Here is a 20104-nt window from a genome sequence, read left to right as displayed (position 1 = left end):
ATGCCACGCGCGCCGATGTCCCGGACATCGGCCCTGACCAGGGGGCTTGCTGCACGGCGCAGATGAAAACTTCAAGATCGAAGCGCTTCGAAAACGTTACGGAGCCGGAACGCGACGGCCTAACCGCCGATGCAACGCCGGGCCCGTTCCTGCACACAATGACGCCGTGCCCGAGCCCGAACTCACCGCCCTGCGCGAGGCCATCCGCTGCCGCGGTCCGGCGGACGTGCCCGCCGCGGCCGCGGTCGTCGGGGAGTGCCTCGGCGGCGTCCTGCACGACGCGGGCGCGGCCGGCAACGAGGCCGCGCTACGCTGGGCGCGCGACCGGCTGCGCCTGTTCATGGTGGTCAGCTGGGGCAACTGGTTCGGGGTGCTGGAGCGGCTGCCGCAGGAGTACCCGCGCCTGCGCGCCGAGTGGCGGGAGCTGACCACCGATCCCGCGCGGTACGGCCCGGAGCACCTGGTGGCCTGGTGGTGGCGGCTGCAGCCGGGGATGTTCCAGCCACTGATCGCCACGCAGCTGCGCGAGATGAGCCCGCCGCTACGCGATGGCGTGGCGAACGTGCTCAAGGAGGGCGGCGACTTCGACACGCGCCTCGTCGACTGGGTGGCCTTCGGAGCGTAGGTCGAAGGTGTACCGCAGCAGGCCGTCCTCGTGGATCGCGGCATGGTTCGGGCCGGCGAGGGCGCGCACCAGGCCCTTGGTCGCCGCATTCGTGCCGGACACGTCGGCCTGAACGGTGCGTACGCCGGCCGCGGCCATCCGCGGGACCAGCGCGCGGATCAGCGTCGTCGCCAGGCCGGTGCGCTGCCACGGGTCGGCGACCAGCACGGCCAGGTCCGCCTCGGGCGCGTCGGCGGGGCGGCGCCCGTACTCGGCCCACCCGCACAGCTGCCCGCCGTCGAGGGCGACCTCGGCATCCCACTCCGGCCGGGGCCCCGCGGCGATGTGGCACAGGTAGAACGCGGGCAGCCGGCCGCCGCTGCCGGCCAGGAACCGCCGATCGATGCTGCGCGCGGACAGGTGCCGCTGGACGGCCTCGACGAGCCGTTCGTCGCCTGCCCGCCAGGGCCGGATGAGCACGTCCTGAGTCTAAGCTTCGAACTCAGCCTCGGTGACCGCGAAGGTGACGGGCCCCACACGCAGCACGCCGTCGTCGAGCGGGACGCAGCGCACGCCGCCGTGCCCGCGCAGCGCCCGCCACGCGCCGGGCCCGACGGTGACGTCCATCCACGCACAGGGGTTGGCGCGCCGCTTGACCCGCAGCCGGACCGGCCCGTCGCCGGAGTCCAGCGTCAGCACCGCGCCGACCAGGTCGTCCACGGCGATGCCGGCGACCAGGATGTTGCGCCGGACCTGAGCCAGGCCGGCGCCGGGCGGCAGGCCCTCGCGAGCGATGACGGTGACACCGGCGTCGCGGTGGGCGGGCCGGGCGAAGTATCGGTCACCGACGATCCCGAGCCCGGCGCGCAGCTCGACGCGCTCGACCAGTTCCCCCGGCGGCGCCGGGGCCGGCCCGTCCTGCGGCCGCCCGACGAGCCGGTGCACCGGCGAGGCCAGCAGCTCGGCAATCGCGCTCACCGGCCCATTGAACACCCACGCGACATCCCCCGGTTGCCGTGGCGTCGACAACCTGAGGTACAACCGCGATCATGCCCGCCGTCGCCCTCGCGGTTCTCGCCGCCGCCATGTTCGCCGCCTCAGCGGCGATGCAACAGCGCGCGGCCCGGCGGGCGGCCCCGGACCTGCACGGGCGCGCACTGCCGGTGCGGGTCTTCCTGCTGGTCCGCCGCCTGATCCGGGACCGCTGGTGGCTGGCCGGCTGGCTGCTGAACGTGGTCGCGTTCGCCGCGCACGCGATCGCGCTGCACCTGGGCTCGCTGACCGTGGTCCAGGCCCTGCTGGTCACCCAGCTGCTCTTCGCGATGCTGACCCTCCGCCGCCCGCCGGTCCGGGCCTGGCTCGGCACCGTTGCCGTCTGCGCGGGCCTGGCACTGCTGGTGGTCGCGCGCCCGGCGGTGCCGCAGAAGCTCCACCGCCAGGACGTCCCGCCCGCGGTGGTCCTCGCCGCCCTGGTGATGATCGCCCTCATCGCCCTGGCCCACCTGCTCCCGGCGCGGACCGAGGCCCGCCTGCGCGGCGCCCTGGCCGGCACCGCGGCGGGCGTGTGCACCTGCCTGACGGCCGTCTTCGTGCTCCTGGTCGCCGACACGCTCGCCACCGACGGCGTGCCCGGCCTGCTGCACGACTGGTCGATCCTGGCGCTGGCCGTCTCGACCACGATGAGCGGCCTGCTGACCCAGGACGCCTTCGCCGCCGGCTCCCTGCCCACGGCCCTGACCGCGATCAGCATCGCGGACCCGCTGTGCAGCGCGGTCTTCGACGCGACCGTCTTCCACGCGGGCTGGCGCAGCGCGACGTGGTGGCCGTGGAGCGCCGTGGCCGTCCTCGCCCTGCTCCTGGTGGGCGTATCCTTCCTGGCATCGGCGCGAGCGGAGACGTCGACCGATCAGCGTGAGCAGCCCATGACGCTGAGCAAGACGGCGGGCTGAAATTTGGACGCATCTGTTAAGGTGGATCAAGCAGCGCGCCACCGCCCGGAATGCCCTCCTGGAGATCGCGCCTCGCAATCAGCGGCTGACAACGGCACGGCAGCGGGGCTGCAGCGGGGCCGTCGCCCGGGATCGCGCCTCGCGATCAGCGGCTGACGACGCCGCGGTGGCGGGGCCGTCGCCCGGAGATCGCGTCCCGCTTCGGGGTCGCGCCTCGCACAGCCAACGATCGCCGCGTCGTGCCCGCCGAGGTGGCGCACGACGGCGGTGACGGCCCGGCCGGCCCGCGTGCGCGAGTGGATCGCCACGTGGGTGAGCCCTGCGGGCCGCTGAGCACGGCGGGGCAGCGGGTCCTACGGGACGCGCTCGCGGCCGGTAGCCTTGGCGAAGACGTCCAGCAGGCCGTCGACCGTCGCCGACCACGGGAACTGCTCACCGACCGCGCGGGCGTCGGCCTGACGGCGCTCCGCCGGCTCGGCCAGCAGCGCCTCGACGCCGTCGGCCAGGCCGTTCGGGGTGCCATCGGTGACGCGGCCCGCGGCCGGGCGCAGGATGAGTTCGCCCGCCGCGCCCTTCGACGGCACCACGACCGGCACGCCGCAGGCCAGGGACTCCAGCGTGGCCAGGCCGAACGTCTCGGCCGGCGACGGCGACAGCGACACGTCCGCCCCGGCGACGAGCTCGGCGAGGCGGCCGCGCTCGGCGACGTGGCCCAGGAAGCGCACCGGCAGGCCCTCGGCGCTCTTGACCAGGCGGCGCTGCAGCGGGCCGGTGCCGATGACGTCGAGGGTGGCGGGGACGCCGCGGCGGCGCAGCTCGCGGAGGGCCTCGACGGACAGTTCGGGGTGCTTCTCCCGGGACAGGCGGCTCACGGTGACGAGGCGGACCTGGTCGCCGCCGGTGCGCGGGGCGGGGCGGAAGGTGTCCAGGTCGACGCCGAGCGGGACCCGGTGGATCTTCGACAGGCCGAACGCGCTGAACTCGGCGGCGGAGAAGGCCGAGGTGAGCACGAGGTGGTCGACGAGGCGGTGCAGGCGGCGGTTGACCGAGGTGGCGGCCGCGTCCAGCGGGAACCAGCGCGGGACCCGGGTGCGCAGGATCGCGTTGATGCGCTCGTGGGAGACCAGCACCAGCGGCACACCCCGGCGACGCGCCCACGGCGACAGCCACCCGATGCTGAGCTTGTCGTTCGCCTCCAGCACGTCCGGCTCGACCCGGTCCAGCAGCTCGCACACCCGGGTCCGCGCGGTGAGCACGCGATAGCCGCCAGTGCCGGGCAGCAGGGGGCTGCGCACGGTGAGGTGGCGCCCGTCCGGCAGCGTGATGTCGCGGTCCTCGGTGCCCGGCACGAGGGTGACACGCTCGTGGCCCGCCGCGATGTACCCACGCCCGGTCTGCTCCACGCAGGTGCGCAGCCCGCCCGAGACCGGCGTGTAGAAGTTCGCGAGCTGCACGATCCTCACGACGCCGCCGCCGCGTCGACGACGGCGCCGTAGGTGGTGGCGCGGGCGCCGGCCTTCAGCGCGCCCTCGATGGCCCGCAGCGTGTCGTCACGCAGGCCGGGGCGGTGCAGGTCGTCGGGGTGCAGGGCGACGCGGACAAGGCCGCGGCGGCGGGCGGCCCAGGCCGCACCCGCGCGCACGACCGCCGCGCCGAGCCGCTCGCCGGTGCCGCCCGGGCGGTGCGACAGCGCGAAGCCGCGGCGCGCGCGGGTGGAGCCGGTCGCGTGGAGGTTCTTCACGCCGAAGTGGTCGGTGGTGTACCGGAACCCGGCCCCCGCCAGCGCCCGCTCGGCGGCCGGCGAGGCGAGCCAGCCCGGCGGCGTGAACCCGGTGGTGCGCAGCCCGAGCCGGTCGAGCACCGACCTGGCCGAGCCGAGGCGGTCGGCCGCCTGCCGCTCGTCGAGCGCCGCGAACTCCGCCGCGCCCCGGGCCACCGCACGGCCGACGGCTCGGCGCAGTGCCCGGCCCTCGGGCCCGGCCTGGTGGCACCAGCCGTGCAGCACCAGCTCGTCGCCCTGCGCCGCGCGAGCGCGCAGCACCTCGGCGTAGTCGGGATGCTCGGCGAGCGCCTGCCCGCGCCACGGACCGGGGATCACCAGCAGCGAGACCGGGATGCCGAGCGAGTCCGCGTCGGCACACCAGCGGGCGGTCTCGCCGGCGGTCGCCGGCGCCACATCGTGCACGCTGACCACCATCAGCGGCGCTCGTTCCACAGGGGTCATCTACGCCTATCACCAGGTCAAGGCGGCGTACCGCATCCACTCGGCTCTGCCTGTCGCCGGACGGTAGCACGTGTCGCCAACCCGCCTGGGACCCTGACCACCCGGCGCCGAGCAATGCGGCGCAGGTCACGATCACATCGATGAACGTCAGCCAACGCCCACATGAACCAGGCGTGTACGAGTATCGGAAATCGGACAAATCGGCGAGCGTCCACGACGGACAATGCCGACGATCCGGGCCGCCGCCGGTACCCCGCGCCGCTCCCCGACACCTTCAGCGCCGTGACGCTGCCGAGCCGTACAATTCGCGATTCGGCCGGACGAACGGACTCCACGGCAGGCACGGGCTTGGGCGAAAACACCGCAGGCGACCGGGGCGCGGGAGCCGGCGACTCGCCCAGCCGGCAGGCGGCCGTCGGGCAGTTCCATGGCAACACCGCCGAGGCCGGGTACGAACTAGACTGCGATGCAGAAATGGCCAGGTCACCTAGTCACCCGAGGAGCGGCATGACCGGCGCGGCGGAGTTCACCCCGGTGCGGCGTTCCTCGGCCGCGACCGAGGCCATGCGCAGCATCCAGGAGATGATCGTCGACGGGCGCCTCGCCCCCGGGCAGCGCCTGCCCGCCGAGCGCGAGCTCAGCGAGATGCTGGGGATCAGCCGTCCCACGCTGCGCGAGACGATCCGGTCCCTGGTCAGCCTGAACATCCTGGAGAGCCGGCACGGCTCGGGGACTTACGTGGCGGCGCTGGACACCGCGACACTGCTGGAGCCGCTGCAGTTCGTGCTGGCCCTGAGCGGCCGGACCGTCGAGGAACTGTTCGAGGCGCGGCTGCTGCTGGAGCCGGCGCTGGCCGCCCTGGCCGCCTCCCGCGCCGACGCCGTCCAGGTCGCGGCGATGCGCGCCGCCCTGGCCGAGCCGGACCGGATCGCCGCCGACGTGACCCTGCACCGGCTCGTCGCCGAGGCCGCCGGCAACCCGCTGCTGTCGACCATGCTGCAGACCCTGGCCACGCTGGGGCGCGCCAGCCGCAGCCTGACCGCGGCCCGCCCCGGCGTCCTGCGCCGCACCGCGACCGAGCACAAGGCGATCGTCGACGCCATCGACCGCCGCGACCCCGACGCCGCCCGCGAGGCCATGACGAGCCATCTGACCCGCATCGCCGCGGCGGCCCGCCGGTCCGTCAGGTAGGGAACGACACCCTGGGATTGGCTTGACCACTTGGCCACATCCCGCTTAACTTGGGCCGCATGAGACTTGCGCGGCTCGGCCCGGCCGGATCCGAGCGACCCGTCGTGGTCGCCGACGACGGCGGATACCTCGACCTGACCGGCCTCACCGACGACATCGACGGCGCCTTCCTCGCCACGGGCGGCCTCGAGCGCGTCCGCGCCGCCGCCGGCGGGCTCCCCCGCCTCGACGTCCCGGACGGCACCCGGATCGGCCCGCCGCTCGCCGGCATCGGCAAGATCGTCTGCATCGGCATGAACTACGCGCGCCACGCGGCCGAGACCGGCGCCCAGCCACCGCCGGAGCCGGTCGTGTTCATGAAGGCGCCGGACACGGTGGTCGGCCCGGACGACGACGTGCTCATCCCGCGGGCCAGCGTCAAGACCGACTGGGAGGTCGAGCTCGCCGTCGTCGTCGGCAAGAAGGCGCGCTACCTCGACAGCCCGGACGAGTCCGCGGCACACATCGCGGGATACGCCATCAGCAACGACGTCTCCGAGCGCGAGTTCCAGCTCGAGCGCGCCGGCCAGTGGGACAAGGGCAAGAACTGCGAGACGTTCAACCCGCTCGGCCCGTGGCTGGTCACCCCCGAGGGCCTCGACGTCCCGGCGCTGCGCCTGCGTTCGTGGGTCAACGGCGAGGAGCGCCAGAACGAGCTCGCCGGCGACATGATCTTCGGGGTACCCCACCTGATCTGGTACCTCAGCCAGTTCATGGTCCTGCACCCCGGCGACGTGATCAATACGGGCACCCCGGCCGGCGTGGCCCTGGGCCTGCCCGACCATCCGTATCTGCGCACCGGCGACGTGGTCGAGCTGGAGATCGACCACCTGGGCCGCCAGCGCCAGCGCTTCGTCTAACTACGGTCTGTTTCGCCAAAATGCGTGCCATCGGATCCGCACTCGTTTACACTAGGGGCCACATGGCCGTATGCCGAAAATCGCCCCGGCACCGCATCATCCCGATGCCGGACCGCGACGGCCGCAGCTCGGCACCAGCCACCGGGCCGGGGCCGGCCCGCTCGGCGAAATGGCCCGGCGCAGCCACTGCGCCGGGCCACACCGGAACGACGAGGTGCACACCCCGAGCTCCAGCACCAACCACGCGCTATGAAGCCGGCCTTAGCGGCGCGGCTTCTGCGCCACGCGCGGCGGACCGCCCATGAACAGGTCGCCCTGGACCGTGCGCAGGGACTTCTTCGGCTGGTAGTTCGCGTCCCACAGGCAGCCGGAGCCCTCGGGCGGGTTCTTGAACCAGCCCGGGATCCACGAGTGCTTGTCGGTGAAGCCCCAGACCGTGAACGACAGGCAGTGCCGGTTCATGAGGCAGGCCTGGAGCAGGACGTGGTAATTGTACGCGGAGGCCTGGTCGCGGGCGTTGAGGTCCTGGCCCGCCGCGGCCGCTGCCGGGTCGGACGCGTTCTTGGTCAGGCTGCGGGCGTCGACCTCGGTGAAGGCGACGGCGAGGCCGAGGTCGGTGAAGCGCTGCAGGGTCTCGGCGACGGCGAGGACGTCGTAGTTGCCGTACTGCGTGCTGAGGTGCCCCTGGCTGCCGACCCCGTCGATCGGCACGCCCTGGGCGCGCAGCTTGCGGACCAGGTCGTAGACGAACTGCGTCTTGTCCCCGGGGCCGCCGTCGCCGAAGGCCTCGATGTTGTAGTCGTTGTAGAACAGCAGGGCCTTCGGGTCGGCGGCGCGGGCCCAGCGGAAGGCGTCGGCGAGGTAGTCCGGGCCGAGCAGGTCGGCGAACTTCTGCTTCAGCGAGCCGGTGTTGCCGCCGAGGTGGATCGCCGACGGGGTCTCCCACGGGTCGGAGACGGCCTCGTTGACCACGTCCCATTGCCAGATCCGGCCGCGGAAGTGCGTCACGACGTCGGTGATGTGCTTGCGAAGCAGCGCGCGCAGCGCCGGCCCGTCGATCGAGCCGTCCTGGATGCCGGTGGACAGCCACCCGGGCAGCTGGCTGTACCAGGCCAGGACGTGGCCACGCACCTGCTGGTGGTTGCGCTCGGCGGCGGCGACGAACGCGTCGGCGCTCGCCCAGTTGTAGGTGCCGCGGGTCGGTTCGAGGCTCTCCCACTTCATGGCGTTCTCGGCGGTGACGGTGGAGAACTGACCGTCCACCATGGACCTGTACTGCGGTTCGGCGGTGTCGGCGTAGGCGGCCGCGTCCACCGCCGTGCCGAAGTACAGGCCCGAGCGTGCGGCGAGGGCGCGCAGGCTCTGGTCCCGCGTCGCCGGCGGGCGGGGTCCGCCGGCGGACGCGGCGACGGCGCCGAGCGTGGCCGCGACCACGGCGGCCAAAAGGCCGGCCGTGGCCATTCTGCGTAATGTCATGAGCGTGGCTCCCGATTGTTTCGAAACAATTCCGGATTCGCCTGGGACATCGACGCTATTCGGCGTGAATCGAGCCGTCAACAATTCCGCGTTATCGAAACATTGCCAATCACTGACCCGAGTTCGCGACCCGCTTGCTCACGATGTCGAAGGCGACCGCGGCGATGAGCACGAGCCCCTTGATGGCCTGCTGCCAGGCCGCGTCGACGCCCTGGATGGACAGGCCCATGTTGAGCACGCCCATGATCAGCGCGCCGATCACGGCCCCGGTGACCTTGCCGATTCCGCCGGTCACGGCCGTGCCGCCGATGAACGCGGCGGCGATCGCGTCCAGCTCGTAGTTGGTGCCCGCCCCCGCCACGCCAGCCCCGGCGCGCGAGGTGGTGACGACCGCGGCGATGCCCGCGAGGACGCCCATGTTGACGAAGATGAGGAAAGTTACACGCTTGGTCTTCACACCGGACAGTTTCGCCGCGGCGAGATTCCCGCCCATCGCGTAGATGTGCCGGCCGAAGACGGTGTTGCCCATGACGTAGGTGTACAGAATGACGAGCGCGCCCACGATGATGAGCACGTTCGGGGTTCCGTCGGTGCTCTCGGCGAGCAGATAGGTGATATACGCGATGAGGGCCGTGAAGACGACCAGCTTGCCGATGAACGCCGCGCGCGGCTCCAGCCGCAGGTCGTAGCGGATCAGCTCGCGCCGGGTGCGCACCTGCATGCCCACGAGGCCGGCGATCGCCACGACGCCGACCAGCAGCGTCATGCCGTCGAGGTTGCCGAGGAAGCCCAGCGCGTTGGGCAGTGAGCGGGCCGCGATCGCGCCGAAGCCCTTGTCCTGCACCGGGACCGTCTGGCTCACCGCGAGCACGGCCAGGCCGCGGAAGAGCAGCATGCCGCCGAGGGTCACGATGAAGGCGGGGATGCCGACGTAGGCGATCCAGAACCCCTGCCAGCAGCCGACGACCACGCCGATGGCGATGGACGCGGCGACCGCCACCGGCCACGGCCAGTTCCAGTCGGTGATCATCAGGGCGCAGTAGCCGCCGATGAACGCCACGATGGAGCCCACCGACAGGTCGATGTGCTGGGCGACGATGACCATGACCATGCCGATCGCGAGGATCAGCACGTAGGCGTTCTGCTGCACCAGGGCGGCGACGTTGTCCGGGTAGAGCAGCCGGCCGTCGGTGAGAATCTGAAAGGTGATGACGATCGCGATCAGGATCGTCAGCATGCCGTACTGCCAAAGGTTCTGCCCCAGGTAGCCGCGCAGCGACGAAGCCTCGGTCGCCTTGGTCTCCGGCTGCGTGGTTTCAATCGTGCTCACCGGGAGACCCCGCTTTTGTCCATGGTCATGTACCGCATCAGGCCCTCCTGGGTCGCCTCGGCGCGGCTCACCTCGCCGGTGATCCGCCCCTGGCTCATCGCGTAGATCCGGTCGCAGATCCCGAGCAGCTCCGGCAGCTCGGAGGAGATCACGACGACCGCCTTGCCGGCGTCGGCCAGCGCATTGATGATTTCGTAGATCTCGTACTTCGCGCCGACGTCGATCCCCCGCGTCGGCTCGTCGAGGATGAGCACCTCGGGCTCGGTGAACAGCCACTTGCTCAGGACGACCTTCTGCTGGTTGCCGCCGGAGAGCTTGCCGGTGAGCACCGCGACGCCGTCGGCCTTGACCCGCATCTCCCGGCGCAGCCGCTCGGCCCGGTGCACCTCCTCGGCGGCGTTGACGATGCCGAGCCGGGACACCGCCGCGAGCTTCGCCGCGGTGATGTTGCGCTTGATGTCCTCGATGAGGTTCAGGCCGTAGCGCTTGCGGTCCTCCGTCGCGTAGGCGATCCCGTGCGCGATCGCCTCGTCGACGCTTCTGACCCGGACCTCCTTGCCGTGCAGGAAGATCCGGCCGGAGATGCCGGTGCCGTAGCTGTGCCCGAACACGCTCATCGCCAGCTCCGTGCGGCCGGCGCCCATGAGCCCGGCGACCCCGACGATCTCGCCGCCGCGCACGCTCAGAGCCGCGCGGTCGACGACGGTCCGGCCGCGGTCGACGGGGTGGTGGACGGTCCAGTCCTCGATGCGCAGCACCTCCTCGCCGATGCGCGGGGTGTGGTCGGGGAAGCGGTGGGCGAGGTCGCGCCCGACCATGGCCCGGATGATCCGGGGCACCAGGTCCGGATCATCCGGGCCATGGTCGCCCCGGATGATCCGGGGCACCAGGTCCGGCTCGATGTGCTTCGCGGGGATCGACCCGGACCTGGCGTCCTCGTCCACCGGCTCGGGGCCGCGCATGTCGAAGGTGGCGACGGTACGGCCGTCGCGGATGACGGTGGTCGTGTCGGCGATCGCCGCGATCTCGTTGAGCTTGTGCGAGATGATGATCGACGTGATCCCCTGGCCCTGAAGCTGGCGGATCAGGCCGAGCAGGTGCGCGGAGTCGGCGTCGTTGAGCGCGGCGGTCGGCTCGTCGAGGATGAGCAGCCGGACCCGCTTCGACAGCGCCTTGGCGATCTCGACGAGCTGCTGCTTGCCGACGCCGATGTCGAGGATCTTCGTGTCCGGCTGCTCGTGCAGGCCCACCCGCGCGAGCAGCTCGGCGGCGCGGCGGTTGGTCCGCGGCCAGTTCACGATGCCGTTCCTCGCCTGCTCGTTGCCGAGGAAGATGTTCTCGGCGATGGACAGGTACGGGCTGAGCGCGAGCTCCTGGTGGATGATGACGATGCCGCGGTGCTCGCTGTCGCGCACGGAACGGAAGTGGCACGGCTCGCCGTCGAAGACGATCTCGCCGTCGTAGGTGCCGTGCGGGTACACCCCGCTGAGGATCTTCATCAGCGTCGACTTGCCGGCGCCGTTCTCGCCGCAGATGGCGTGGACCTCGCCCTCGGCGACGCTCATCGTGACGTCGGCCAGGGCGAGTACGCCGGGAAAGCTCTTGGTGATCCCGGTCATTCGCAGGATGGGGCTGGGCATGGGGCTCCCTATGACGGGTCGCGCGAGGGCCGGGCCCGCGCTGCGGCGGACCCGGCCCCGGCGGGCTGAGCGGTTACAGGCCCAGGTCGGAGGTTTTGAAGAAGCCGGAGTCGACGAGCTTGGACTTCACGTCGTCCTTGGTGACCACGACCGGCGGGAGCAGGTAGGAGGGGACGACCTTGACGCCGTTGTTGTACGTCTTGGTGTCGTTGGTCTCCACCGGCGTGCCCTTGATGATCGCGTCGACCATCTTGGCGACCTGGTCGCCGAGGGTTCGGGTGTCCTTCCAGACCGTCATCGACTGCTTGCCGGCCAGGATGTTCTTGGTGTTGGCGAGGTCGGCGTCCTGGCCGGTGAGGAGCGGCCAGTCGCCGCCCGGCTTGTAGCCGTGCGAGTCGAGCGACTGCGCGATGCCCAGCGCGAGCGAGTCGTTGGGCGAGAGCACGACGTCGACCTTCTTGCCGCCGGTGTAGAAGGAGTTGAGCCGGTTGTCCATCTCGGCCTGGGCCGTCTCCGTCTTCCAGCCGTTGATCGAGACTGTCTTCCAGTCATCGTTGCTGGCCAGCTTCTTGCCGGAGGGGATGACGAGCTTGCCGCTGTCGACGTAGGTCTTGAGCACGTCCCAGGCGCCGGCGAAGAAGAACTTGGCGTTGTTGTCGTCCGAGGAGCCGGCGAACGGCTCGAGGTTGAACGGGCCCTTGCCCGCGTCCAGGCCCAGCTTGGAGACGATGAACTGGCCCTGCAGCTGGCCGACCTTGTAGTTGTCGAAGGTCGCGTAGTAGTCGACGTTGGGGCTTTGGTTGATCAGGCGGTCGTAGGCGATGACCTTGACCTTCTTGTCCGCCGCCTGCTGCAGCACGGGCGCGAGCGCGGTGCCGTCGATCGAGGCGATGACCAGGATCTTCGCCTTGTCGTTGATCATGTTCTGTAGCTGGGTGATCTGCTGGTCGACCTTGTTGTCGGCATATTGCAGCGAGGTCTTGTAGCCGGCCTTCTTGAGCAGGTCCTCGAGGTGCGAGCCGTCGTTGTTCCAGCGCTCCAGGCTGCGGGTCGGCATGGCGATGCCGATCAGGGCGGGGCCGCTGTCGCCGCCACCGCCGGTGTTGTCGTCCGAGCGCGTCTTGCTGCAGGCGGAGGTCGTGGCCAGCAGCGCGGCCAGGGCGGTGGCAGCCAGGAGCCGGAGAGTCTTGGACATCCCCGACGCCTCCTTTCGTATCGGAGGGGGTGTGCGTGCGGGGTTTGTTATGGCCGCGAACATACCTCCCCCGAGAGGTGATCACGTGTAACAGATCGATAACACCACGATCCACTTCCTTGTGGCGCAACGGTTTTCGAAACATTTAGCGATGGACATAATATTAGAGCTAATGTACTTAGTGCTAATGTTCTCTCCGTGAGTGTGGATCTGAGGCAGGTCTTCGACGACCTGGTGCGGTTCGAGACCGACCTGTGGAACGGCATCGACGCGCGGCTGCGCCAGGCGGGCGCCGTCCCGCTCGGCAGCCTCAACGTGCTGCAGGTGGTCGGCCGCACGCCGGCGTGCCGCGTCAACGACATCGCCGACGCGCTGTCCATCACCATCGGCGGGGCGAGTCAGGCGGTCGACCGCCTGGTGGCCCGCGGGCTGTGCGAGCGCCGGCCCAACCCCGGCGACCGGCGATCATCCATTGTGGAGCTCACCGGCACCGGCACGGCGGCGGTCACGGCCGCCGAGGCGGTCTTCGACGAGGAGCTCACCGCGTGGTTCGGCGCCGCGATCCCGGGTAGCGCGCTGCGCAGCCTTGCCCGCACCCTGTCCACCCTGCGCGCGGCAGGGACCGCCCGCCGCCGTTGCACTCCTGGAGACGAGCATGCCTGAGACCGCCCGTGCCGTGCGCTTCGACCGCTTCGGCGGGACCGAGGTGCTCTACGTGACCGACATCCCGATGCCATCACCCGGACCCGGTGAGGTGCTCGTCGCCGTGCGGGCCGCCGGGATCAACCCGGGCGAGAGCGGGATCCGCACCGGGGCCCTCGAGTTTCTGTACAAGACGCACTTCCCCTGCGGCCAGGGCAGCGACCTGGCCGGCGTGGTCACCGCGCTCGGCGACGGCGTGACCGGGTTCGCCGTCGGCGACGAGGTGCTCGGCTTCTCCTGGACCCGCTCCAGCCACGCCACGCACACCGCGGTCCCCGTCACCCAGCTCGTCCCCAAGCCCCCGGCGCTGACGTGGGAGGTCGCCGGCGCCCTCTACGTCGTGGCCTGCACCGCCTACGCCGCAGTGCGCGCCGTCGCGCCGAAGCCCGGCGAGACGGTCGCGGTGTCGGCCGCGGCCGGCGGCGTCGGCACGCTGACCGTCCAGCTACTGCGAGCCATGGGCGTGCGGGTGCTGGGCATCGCCTCACCGTCCAATGAGGACTGGCTGACCGCGCACGGGGTCGAGCGGATATCGTACGGCGAGGGCCTCGCCGACCGGCTCCGCACCGCCGCCCCGGACGGCATCGACGCCTTCATCGACCTCTTCGGCCCACAATACGTCGAGCTCGCGCTGTCACTGGGCATCCCACGCGAACGCGTCAACACCATCATCGCCTTCGAGTCCGCGCAGCGCCTGGGCATCAAGGCAGAGGGCAGCCAGTCAGCGTCCACAGTGGACGTCCTGGCCCACATGACCGCCCTCGTGGCCGACGGCACCGTGGAGATCCCAATCGCGGCGACCTACCCACTGGACGACGTGGCCAAGGCCTACGACGAACTGGACCACCGCCACACACGCGGCAAGATCGTACTCATCCCCTGATCCACTCCGCCCAATCCGCTCCGACCGAGCCGCGCGCGTCCGATCCGAGGCCAACCCGCCACGGCGATCACCCGGCGCAGAGGCGGCCAGCCACAACCATGCCTGGGGCTAAAGGCGTCGACCTCTGCTCACCGAGCTTGACACCTCACCTCGACGCCATTCAGACCTTCCGTCGGAACGGACACCGGGCCGTCGGCCCGGCACGGCGCGACAGCGCTCGGATCGTTGCTCGCGGACGTCGCTGGCGGGACGGCACTCGCCCCGTTCGGCGACATTGACGGGGTCGCGCTTGTTGAGGCTGCCCGGTCAACTCCTGGTGGGCTGCTGGCTCCCAGGTAGGACGGGAATCCCGTGACGTCGTAGCGGCCCGGCGAGATCGTTAGCGTGAACCGGCCGGTCTCGTCGGCAATCGCCTCGAAGACGCCGCCGCCCTCCGCCCGGAACCGCACAACGCCGGAGACGCCTCGAAAGGGTGCCCTGGGAGCGCCCGACGAGAGCCGGAGGCGGCCGCCATCCATCTGGAGCGTGCCGGTAACTGTCACGCTGTCGCCCGCCCCGGCCATCGACGCCGAATGACGCGCGAGCAGCACCGGGACGATAATGGCGCCAGCCGCGAGCACCATGACCCCGGCAACGAGACCGCGCCTCTTGACGATCCGCCGCTGGCGGCGCTCGACGAGCTCGGCAAACGGGGGCAGCTGCGTGGGCTGCTGGCGCACCGCCTCCGCGGCCAGCAGGTCACGAATGTTCGACATGGGGAACCTCCTCCTCCAACAATGTGGTGAGCACTCCACGTGCCCGCCCTAGCCGCGACTTCACGGTGCCGGGCGCAATCTCAAGTGCCAGGGCGATCTCGTTGACACTCAGGCCCAGCAGGTGATGCATGACAATCACCTGTCGCTGCCCAAGCGGCAAGGTCTTCAGCGCCGCTGGCACGTCGATGGAATCGGCGCTGGGCGGCGGCACGTCGGCTACGCGCCCGTGACGCCACGCCGCCTGCACCATGTTGCGCGCCTTACGTCGCCGGTTCGACACCAACCGGAAGGCCACTGTTCGAACCCAGACCTCGGGCGACTCCAGCCGCGACACACGGTCCCACCGACCGAGCAGCCTGACGAACGCCTCCTGGACACACTCCTCGGCATCAGCCCGGCTCCCCGCAACAAGAGCCACGACGCCCACTATCCGGATATAGGACGCCGCATAGAGATCAGCGACGCTGTCGTGCGGCGAAGGCGACTGGTCCATATCTAGTACCACCCCCGAACCGGCACACCGGTTCCCTGGATCCGCACAGTAATTTTCGCGCTTGATCCACTCATGTATGCGAACGTCGCATCAGTCCGGCTGCTTGCTTGTTGCGCCACGCTCCGGGGCTCCTTGCAGGCCGGGGCAACGCTACCGCTCACGCGTGCCCCCAGCTGCTGTTCACGGCGAAGGTCATGATCTCCGCCCCAGAACAACCCCAGCATCATTAACGGCTCGATTGTCGAGCCGGGTTCATCGAGCCGACCGGGCCGCCGCGCCGCGCGGGACGCCGCCGTTGGCCGTGGATCGTCGGCGGCTCAGACCGCATCTCATTTGGGGTTGTTGCTGGGCAGCAAATTCAGCGTGATGGCGCGGCGGTAGCAGATCACAGCGTATGCCAGGCGCAGGAAGCCGAGGAAGTGGGAAGCCTTGCGGTCGTAGCGGCGGACCAGACGCCGGAACCGGCTGGCCCACTCCAGGCAGCGTTCGACGACATACCGATACCGGCCGAGCCGGGTCGAGGACTCGATGCCCTTGCGGGCGGATTCGGTCATCGATCCGCCGCCCGCCACCCTGATGCCGTTTCGGGTGCTCGGGCAGCAACGGCCGCGCGAGGTGCCGCAACGCTTCCGGCAGCACTTCTCTCCGTCACCCATGACCGGACAACGAATGACCTTGCACACCAACAACCCCAAATGAGATGGGATCTAACCCGCCGCGGCGACCGCTCGACGTAGGGCGGCCAGTGACTCATCGACGTCGGCCTCGTCGGTGGACCAGTTGCTCACCGAGACGCGCAGGATCGTCCGGCCGCCCCAGTGCGAGCCGGACATCCAGGCGCGCCCGTCCGCGAGCAGCGCCCCGGTCACCGCGGCCGTGCGCGCGTCGTCGCCGAACGCGGCGCACACCTGGGTGAACACCACGTCGTTGAGCACCTCGGCGCCCTCGATCGCGGCGATGCCGTCCGCGAGCCGGCGCGCGTTGCGCACGAGCCCGTCGACCAGCCCGGCGACCCCGTCCCGGCCGAGCGAGCGCAGCGCGGCCCAGACCGGCACGCCCCGCGCCCGCCGCGACAGCTCCGGCACCTTCTCGAACGGATCGGCCGGGCCGCCGGGGCCTGCGGGTTCGATGAGATAGCTGGCCCGTACACCCATCGCGGCGCGCAGAGCCGAGGGGTCCTTGACGATCGCGATCCCGCAGTCGTACGGCACATTCAGCGTCTTGTGCGCGTCCGTCGCCCACGAATCGGCGCGCTCCAGCCCGGGCAGGAGGTGCCGCAGCCCCGGCGACGCGGCGGCCCACAGCCCGAACGCCCCGTCGACGTGGACCCAGGCGCCGTGCCGGTGCGCTAGCCGGGTGGCCTCGCCGACCGGGTCGAACGCGCCGCTGTGGACGTTCCCGGCCTGCAGGCACACGATGGTCGGCCCGTCGTCGCCGGCCTCCAGCGCCTCGGCGAGCGCGTCGAGGCGGATCCGCCCCTGCTCGTCGGCAGCGACGGGGGTCGGGGCACCGAGCCCGAGGTACCGCAGCGCGAGATCGAGCGTGTCGTGCCGCTCCTCACCGACCAGCACGCGGATCCGCGGCGCCCCGGACAACCCGTCGAGGTCCAGGTTCCACCTGCGCCGCGCCAGCACCTGCCGCCGCGCGGCGGCGAGCCCGGTGAAGTTCGCCATCGTCGCCCCGGTGACGAACCCGACATCGGACCCCGACGGCAGCCCGAGCAGGTCGAGCACCCACTCCCCCGCCGCCTCCTCCAGCGCCGCGGTCGCCGGCGTCGGGTAACGCATCGCGCCGTTCTGGTCCCAGGCGCTCACAAGCCAGTCGGCCCCGAGCGCGGCGGGCAGCGTGCCGCCGATGACCCAGCCGTAGAACCGCCCCGACGGCATCGCCATGAGCCCCGGCTCGGCCGAGCGCGCGAGCAACTCGACCACCTCGGCCGGGTCGGCGCCCTTGTCCGGCAGCGGCCCGCCGACGACCGGGGCGAGCGCGTCGGCGTCGGCGCGGGGCGGCACGGCCCGGCCGGCGAGCGACCCGAGCCAGGCCCGGGCATGGTGGTCGGCCGCGGCCAGCGCCGCGTCGTAGGCATCGTCGTAAGCGCTCATGCCTTCTACTGTGCTGTATGGTCGGGGCAGTGTCGCGGTGCACCCGGCTCGAAGACCGCCGAGGGCATGGAGGCACGGAACCGAACGGGACCCCACCGTTGCACGAGTTCACCCCGCCGCGCCTCGCGGCCCTGGGCAACCAGCTCATCGAGATCCACGACCACCTGCGCGACCTGCTGGACGACGCCGCGGACCTGCCCGCCTTCTCCCGCTCGCTGCGCGCCCACTGCCTGGCTTTCTGCACCGCCCTGGACCGCCACCACACCGGCGAGGAGCGCGGCATGTTCCAGGTCCTCGCCGACCGCTATCCGCAGCTCGGCCCGGTCATCGAGGAACTGCGCCACGACCACGAGCAGATCGCCGAGCTGATCCGCCGCGTCGAGGCCAACCCGACGAAGGACGAGCTGGCGGGGCTCGCGGCCGTCATGGAGTCCCACTTCACCTTCGAGGAGAAACGCCTCGTGGCGGCGCTGAACCAGATCAGTCCGCGAAGCGCTTGAGCAGCACCGCCAGGCGCCGGTCCTGCACCTCGCGCGGCATCCGTCCGCCGCGGGTCAGCGTCACCAGCCCGTGCAGCGCCGCCCACAGCGACTCCGTCACCAGGTCGAGGTCATCGGCTCCGGCGAAGGGCTCGACGGCCTTCGCCAGCGCCCCGAACGCCTCGCGCAGCGGCCCGGGCGTCTCCGCGGACGCGAACGGCAGATCGACGGCACGGGCGAACATCGCGTCATACAGGGCCGGCCGCCGCTCGGCGAACTCCACGTAGGCGGCGGCCACGTTGATCAGCGCGTCGCGCGCGTCCCCGCTCGCGGCGGATCGGGCTGCGGCGGACCGGGCTGCGGCCAGCTCACCGGCCAGTTCCGCGAACCCCTCCACGGCGACGGCCGCCATGATCGCGCCCATGCCCTTGAAGTGGCTGTAGAGCACTGGCTGGCTGTATTCGACCCGCTCGGCCAGCCGCCGGGTCGTCACCGCCTCCCACCCCTCGGCCTCGGCGAGCTCGCGCGCCGCCGTGACGATCAGCCGCTGCCGAGCCGCCCGCTCGCGCTCCCGCCGCCCCTGGTTAGTCACGCTCGAAATTCTAGCACCGCTAGTGCTAGCATCGACCTGATTCCTATCACTGCTAGCAGCAAGGAGTCCCGAGATGACCACCCTCGCCTACGTCCTGGCCACCGTCCTCAACCTGTTCGTCCTGTTCATCGGCGCCCGCTTCCTGCTGCAGCCCCGGGTCGCCGCGGCCGGTTACGGGGTGGCGGCGCGGCCGGACGGCGACCGGGCATACCTCACCGTGAAGGGGCTGCGCGACGCCACCTTCGGCCTGATCGGCCTGGCCGTGCTCGCCGCCGCCGGCACGACCGCCGAGGCCTGGTTCATGCTGGTCGCCGCCCTGGTCCCGCTCGGCGACACCGTGATCGTCCTGCGCAACGGCGGCACGCGCGCGGCGGCGTTCGGCATCCACTTCGCCACCGCGGTGGTCGTCCTGGCCGCCGCCGCACTCCTGTTCGCCGTCTGAGCGGGGCTCACCCCAGGAAGCGCACCTCCGGAAACGCCGGGCTCGGGCCGTCGAGCAGGGGCGCCGGCCGGTGGCGGAGGTGGCGGTCGAAGAACGCGAGCGGGTACGCCTGCTGAATGCGGGTCGCCCGCGCCGCAGGCAGGGTGCCGACCCGCTCGCGCAACTCGTCGCCGCTCATCCCGACCGCCGCGGCCAGCTGCGGGAACAGGATCTGGTAGTCGGTGTAGGACGAGTGCCGCACGCCGTCGGCCCGCACGTCGAGCCGCCGGCCGCGCAAATGGGACCAGAACTGCGCGACGCTCGGCTCGGCAGCGCGGGTGAACTCGGCGGTCATGAGCATGAACGGCCGGTCCAGGTCGGTGGTGATGAGGGGCTGCATGGGTCCGTCGAGGCTCAGCCCCGCTCGGACCCGGCGGTCCGCGAGCATGACCAACGCCGTGGCCGTGCCACCCTTCGACCAGCCGAACATGCCGACGCGTCCGAGATCCAGGTCGAGCTCCGCGAGGTCGCGGACGTGGTCGAGCACGAACCGGATGTCGTCGGCGAAGTCCTTGGGGCCGGCAAAGGGCGGCTCCTCGGACGGCACCACGACCCGCCCGTCCGGGAGCCGGCTGAACGCGTCGCCGATGTGGTCGACGGTGACGACGACATACCCGTGGCTGGCCAACTCCTGCACCGTGATCGTGGTGTCGGCGCGGTGGTCGTGCGCCCCGTGCGAGAACAGCACGACCGGCCACGGGCCGCCCGAGCGCAGCGCCGGCGCCCCGACTCGTCCGGCCGTCAGCGGCGCGGTCACAGCGCCGGCGGGAAACCCGGAGTGGACCAGCAGCTCCCGCGTGACCGCCGCGGACAACCACTGCGCCAGCGGAAACCGCCCGGTTTCCCGCGCCGGGTACCACACGCTCACCATCAGTTCCCGGGGTCGCCGGGCGAGATGCCGCACGACGGTTCCCACGGGATACGGCCCGGTCGGCCCGGGCAGCCGCAGCCGCCGCGGTCCGGACAGGTCGATCGGCGCCGCGACCGCGGCCGCCAGCGCCCCCTGCAGCGCGCCCCGGCGCGTCAGTCGAAAAGCTGCCATGCGCCCACCCTGCCGGTCGCGCCAGGCCGCCGTCGTCAATCCACGGAGCTATATGGAGTGCACGGTG

Annotated in this window: 21 protein-coding genes and 1 pseudogene; 8 read left to right on the top strand and 14 right to left on the bottom strand. The window is 71.3% G+C overall.

The features are described from left to right. Window positions 1-166: 166 nt before the first annotated feature. The gene (locus ACQPY0_RS25095) at window positions 167-625 is read left to right on the top strand and encodes a hypothetical protein (protein ID WP_432993286.1); all 459 of its coding nucleotides are present in this window, start codon (window positions 167-169) and stop codon (window positions 623-625) included. Here the strand turns inward: ACQPY0_RS25095 and ACQPY0_RS25090 are convergent. Both ACQPY0_RS25090 and ACQPY0_RS25085 read right to left on the bottom strand, forming a co-directional pair. Continuing rightward, window positions 542-1084, bottom strand: coding sequence for an N-acetyltransferase family protein (locus tag ACQPY0_RS25090; RefSeq protein WP_432993284.1), 543 nt, complete (start codon window positions 1082-1084; stop codon window positions 542-544). The two genes, ACQPY0_RS25095 and ACQPY0_RS25090, sit on opposite strands and share 84 nt — an antisense overlap. Before the next feature lie 9 nt (window positions 1085-1093). Beyond that, on the bottom strand, window positions 1094-1582 hold the full coding sequence (locus ACQPY0_RS25085; protein WP_432993283.1) for a molybdenum cofactor biosysynthesis protein: 489 nt from the start codon (window positions 1580-1582) through the stop codon (window positions 1094-1096). A 71-nt stretch (window positions 1583-1653) separates the two neighbouring features. Between ACQPY0_RS25085 and ACQPY0_RS25080 the strand changes: the two genes are divergently transcribed. Then, a complete protein-coding gene (locus tag ACQPY0_RS25080; protein WP_432993281.1) occupies window positions 1654-2553 on the top strand; it encodes a DMT family transporter in 900 nt (299 codons plus the stop codon). Between the two features lie 353 nt (window positions 2554-2906). On the opposite strand, the gene ACQPY0_RS25075 is transcribed toward ACQPY0_RS25080, so the two are convergent. Both ACQPY0_RS25075 and ACQPY0_RS25070 read right to left on the bottom strand, forming a co-directional pair. Further along, window positions 2907-4016: a glycosyltransferase gene (locus tag ACQPY0_RS25075; RefSeq protein WP_432993279.1), complete on the bottom strand. Its 1110-nt coding sequence runs from the start codon at window positions 4014-4016 to the stop codon at window positions 2907-2909. Continuing rightward, window positions 4013-4738, bottom strand: coding sequence for a DUF2334 domain-containing protein (locus tag ACQPY0_RS25070; RefSeq protein WP_432993277.1), 726 nt, complete (start codon window positions 4736-4738; stop codon window positions 4013-4015). Before ACQPY0_RS25070 ends, ACQPY0_RS25075 begins: the two co-directional genes overlap by 4 nt. A gap of 546 nt (window positions 4739-5284) precedes the next feature. Between ACQPY0_RS25070 and ACQPY0_RS25065 the strand changes: the two genes are divergently transcribed. Beyond that, window positions 5285-5968: a FadR/GntR family transcriptional regulator gene (locus tag ACQPY0_RS25065; protein ID WP_432993275.1), complete on the top strand. Its 684-nt coding sequence runs from the start codon at window positions 5285-5287 to the stop codon at window positions 5966-5968. Window positions 5969-6027: 59 nt separating this feature from the next. Then, entirely contained in the window at window positions 6028-6867 is an 840-nt protein-coding gene (locus ACQPY0_RS25060; RefSeq protein ID WP_432993273.1) for a fumarylacetoacetate hydrolase family protein, read from the top strand. A 261-nt stretch (window positions 6868-7128) separates the two neighbouring features. Here the strand turns inward: ACQPY0_RS25060 and ACQPY0_RS25055 are convergent, their stop codons facing one another. The 4 genes from ACQPY0_RS25055 to chvE form a co-directional block, all read right to left on the bottom strand. Continuing rightward, the gene (locus ACQPY0_RS25055) at window positions 7129-8343 is read right to left on the bottom strand and encodes an endo-1,4-beta-xylanase (RefSeq protein ID WP_432993271.1); all 1215 of its coding nucleotides are present in this window, start codon (window positions 8341-8343) and stop codon (window positions 7129-7131) included. A gap of 109 nt (window positions 8344-8452) precedes the next feature. Then, complete coding sequence (mmsB, locus tag ACQPY0_RS25050) at window positions 8453-9673, bottom strand: multiple monosaccharide ABC transporter permease (protein ID WP_432993269.1); 1221 nt, start codon at window positions 9671-9673, stop codon at window positions 8453-8455. After that, window positions 9670-11313, bottom strand: coding sequence for an ATP-binding cassette domain-containing protein (locus ACQPY0_RS25045; protein ID WP_432993267.1), 1644 nt, complete (start codon window positions 11311-11313; stop codon window positions 9670-9672). The genes mmsB and ACQPY0_RS25045 overlap by 4 nt, the downstream gene beginning before the upstream one ends. 73 nt (window positions 11314-11386) lie before the next feature. Further along, window positions 11387-12508 (bottom strand): multiple monosaccharide ABC transporter substrate-binding protein, encoded by a 1122-nt coding sequence (gene chvE, locus ACQPY0_RS25040; RefSeq protein WP_432993265.1) that lies wholly within the window; start codon window positions 12506-12508, stop codon window positions 11387-11389. Between the two features lie 198 nt (window positions 12509-12706). Between chvE and ACQPY0_RS25035 the strand changes: the two genes are divergently transcribed. Next, the gene (locus ACQPY0_RS25035) at window positions 12707-13171 is read left to right on the top strand and encodes a MarR family winged helix-turn-helix transcriptional regulator (protein ID WP_432993263.1); all 465 of its coding nucleotides are present in this window, start codon (window positions 12707-12709) and stop codon (window positions 13169-13171) included. Beyond that, a complete protein-coding gene (locus ACQPY0_RS25030; RefSeq protein ID WP_432993261.1) occupies window positions 13164-14093 on the top strand; it encodes an NADP-dependent oxidoreductase in 930 nt (309 codons plus the stop codon). The genes ACQPY0_RS25035 and ACQPY0_RS25030 overlap by 8 nt, the downstream gene beginning before the upstream one ends. A gap of 128 nt (window positions 14094-14221) precedes the next feature. Here ACQPY0_RS25030 and ACQPY0_RS25025 read toward each other — a convergent pair whose 3' ends face one another. The 4 genes and pseudogenes from ACQPY0_RS25025 to ACQPY0_RS25010 form a co-directional block, all read right to left on the bottom strand. Next, complete coding sequence (locus tag ACQPY0_RS25025) at window positions 14222-14848, bottom strand: hypothetical protein (protein ID WP_432993259.1); 627 nt, start codon at window positions 14846-14848, stop codon at window positions 14222-14224. Continuing rightward, window positions 14832-15341, bottom strand: coding sequence for a sigma-70 family RNA polymerase sigma factor (locus tag ACQPY0_RS25020; RefSeq protein WP_432993257.1), 510 nt, complete (start codon window positions 15339-15341; stop codon window positions 14832-14834). The genes ACQPY0_RS25025 and ACQPY0_RS25020 overlap by 17 nt, the downstream gene beginning before the upstream one ends. Window positions 15342-15670: 329 nt before the next feature. Continuing rightward, window positions 15671-15883 (bottom strand): annotated as a pseudogene (locus ACQPY0_RS25015) (hypothetical protein); the annotation flags it as partial. A gap of 165 nt (window positions 15884-16048) precedes the next feature. Next, window positions 16049-17443 carry a pyridoxal phosphate-dependent decarboxylase family protein gene (locus ACQPY0_RS25010; protein WP_432993255.1) on the bottom strand — a complete coding sequence of 465 codons (1395 nt, stop codon included), beginning with the start codon at window positions 17441-17443 and terminating at the stop codon, window positions 16049-16051. Window positions 17444-17541: 98 nt separating this feature from the next. On the opposite strand from ACQPY0_RS25010, the gene ACQPY0_RS25005 reads away from it, so the two are divergent. After that, entirely contained in the window at window positions 17542-17943 is a 402-nt protein-coding gene (locus ACQPY0_RS25005; protein WP_432993253.1) for a hemerythrin domain-containing protein, read from the top strand. Here ACQPY0_RS25005 and ACQPY0_RS25000 read toward each other — a convergent pair. Further along, a complete protein-coding gene (locus ACQPY0_RS25000) occupies window positions 17924-18514 on the bottom strand; it encodes a TetR/AcrR family transcriptional regulator (RefSeq protein ID WP_432993251.1) in 591 nt (196 codons plus the stop codon). The genes ACQPY0_RS25005 and ACQPY0_RS25000 overlap by 20 nt on opposite strands. A gap of 73 nt (window positions 18515-18587) precedes the next feature. On the opposite strand from ACQPY0_RS25000, the gene ACQPY0_RS24995 reads away from it, so the two are divergent. After that, on the top strand, window positions 18588-18956 hold the full coding sequence (locus ACQPY0_RS24995; protein ID WP_432993249.1) for a DUF4267 domain-containing protein: 369 nt from the start codon (window positions 18588-18590) through the stop codon (window positions 18954-18956). Window positions 18957-18963: 7 nt separating this feature from the next. On the opposite strand, the gene ACQPY0_RS24990 is transcribed toward ACQPY0_RS24995, so the two are convergent. Further along, complete coding sequence (locus ACQPY0_RS24990) at window positions 18964-20037, bottom strand: alpha/beta hydrolase family protein (protein ID WP_432993247.1); 1074 nt, start codon at window positions 20035-20037, stop codon at window positions 18964-18966. Window positions 20038-20104: the final 67 nt, after the last annotated feature.

It is taken from the genome of Dactylosporangium sp. CA-233914 (assembly GCF_050942935.1).
Lineage (GTDB): Bacteria > Actinomycetota > Actinomycetes > Mycobacteriales > Micromonosporaceae > Dactylosporangium.
This window is presented reverse-complemented; position numbering and strand designations above follow the sequence as displayed.

Bases quoted from the DNA above. Each gene is read 5' to 3' on its own strand.
- ACQPY0_RS25080 (WP_432993281.1), top strand. From the start codon at position 1,654: ATGCCCGCCGTCGCCCTCGCGGTTCTCGCCGCCGCCATGTTCGCCGCC.
- ACQPY0_RS25065 (WP_432993275.1), top strand. From the start codon at position 5,285: ATGACCGGCGCGGCGGAGTTCACCCCGGTGCGGCGTTCCTCGGCCGCG.
- ACQPY0_RS25060 (WP_432993273.1), top strand. From the start codon at position 6,028: ATGAGACTTGCGCGGCTCGGCCCGGCCGGATCCGAGCGACCCGTCGTG.
- ACQPY0_RS25055 (WP_432993271.1), bottom strand. From the start codon at position 8,343: ATGACATTACGCAGAATGGCCACGGCCGGCCTTTTGGCCGCCGTGGTC.
- ACQPY0_RS25045 (WP_432993267.1), bottom strand. From the start codon at position 11,313: ATGCCCAGCCCCATCCTGCGAATGACCGGGATCACCAAGAGCTTTCCC.
- chvE (WP_432993265.1), bottom strand. From the start codon at position 12,508: ATGTCCAAGACTCTCCGGCTCCTGGCTGCCACCGCCCTGGCCGCGCTG.
- ACQPY0_RS25030 (WP_432993261.1), top strand. From the start codon at position 13,164: ATGCCTGAGACCGCCCGTGCCGTGCGCTTCGACCGCTTCGGCGGGACC.
- ACQPY0_RS25025 (WP_432993259.1), bottom strand. From the start codon at position 14,848: ATGTCGAACATTCGTGACCTGCTGGCCGCGGAGGCGGTGCGCCAGCAG.
- ACQPY0_RS25020 (WP_432993257.1), bottom strand. From the start codon at position 15,341: ATGGACCAGTCGCCTTCGCCGCACGACAGCGTCGCTGATCTCTATGCG.
- ACQPY0_RS25010 (WP_432993255.1), bottom strand. From the start codon at position 17,443: ATGAGCGCTTACGACGATGCCTACGACGCGGCGCTGGCCGCGGCCGAC.
- ACQPY0_RS24995 (WP_432993249.1), top strand. From the start codon at position 18,588: ATGACCACCCTCGCCTACGTCCTGGCCACCGTCCTCAACCTGTTCGTC.
- ACQPY0_RS24990 (WP_432993247.1), bottom strand. From the start codon at position 20,037: ATGGCAGCTTTTCGACTGACGCGCCGGGGCGCGCTGCAGGGGGCGCTG.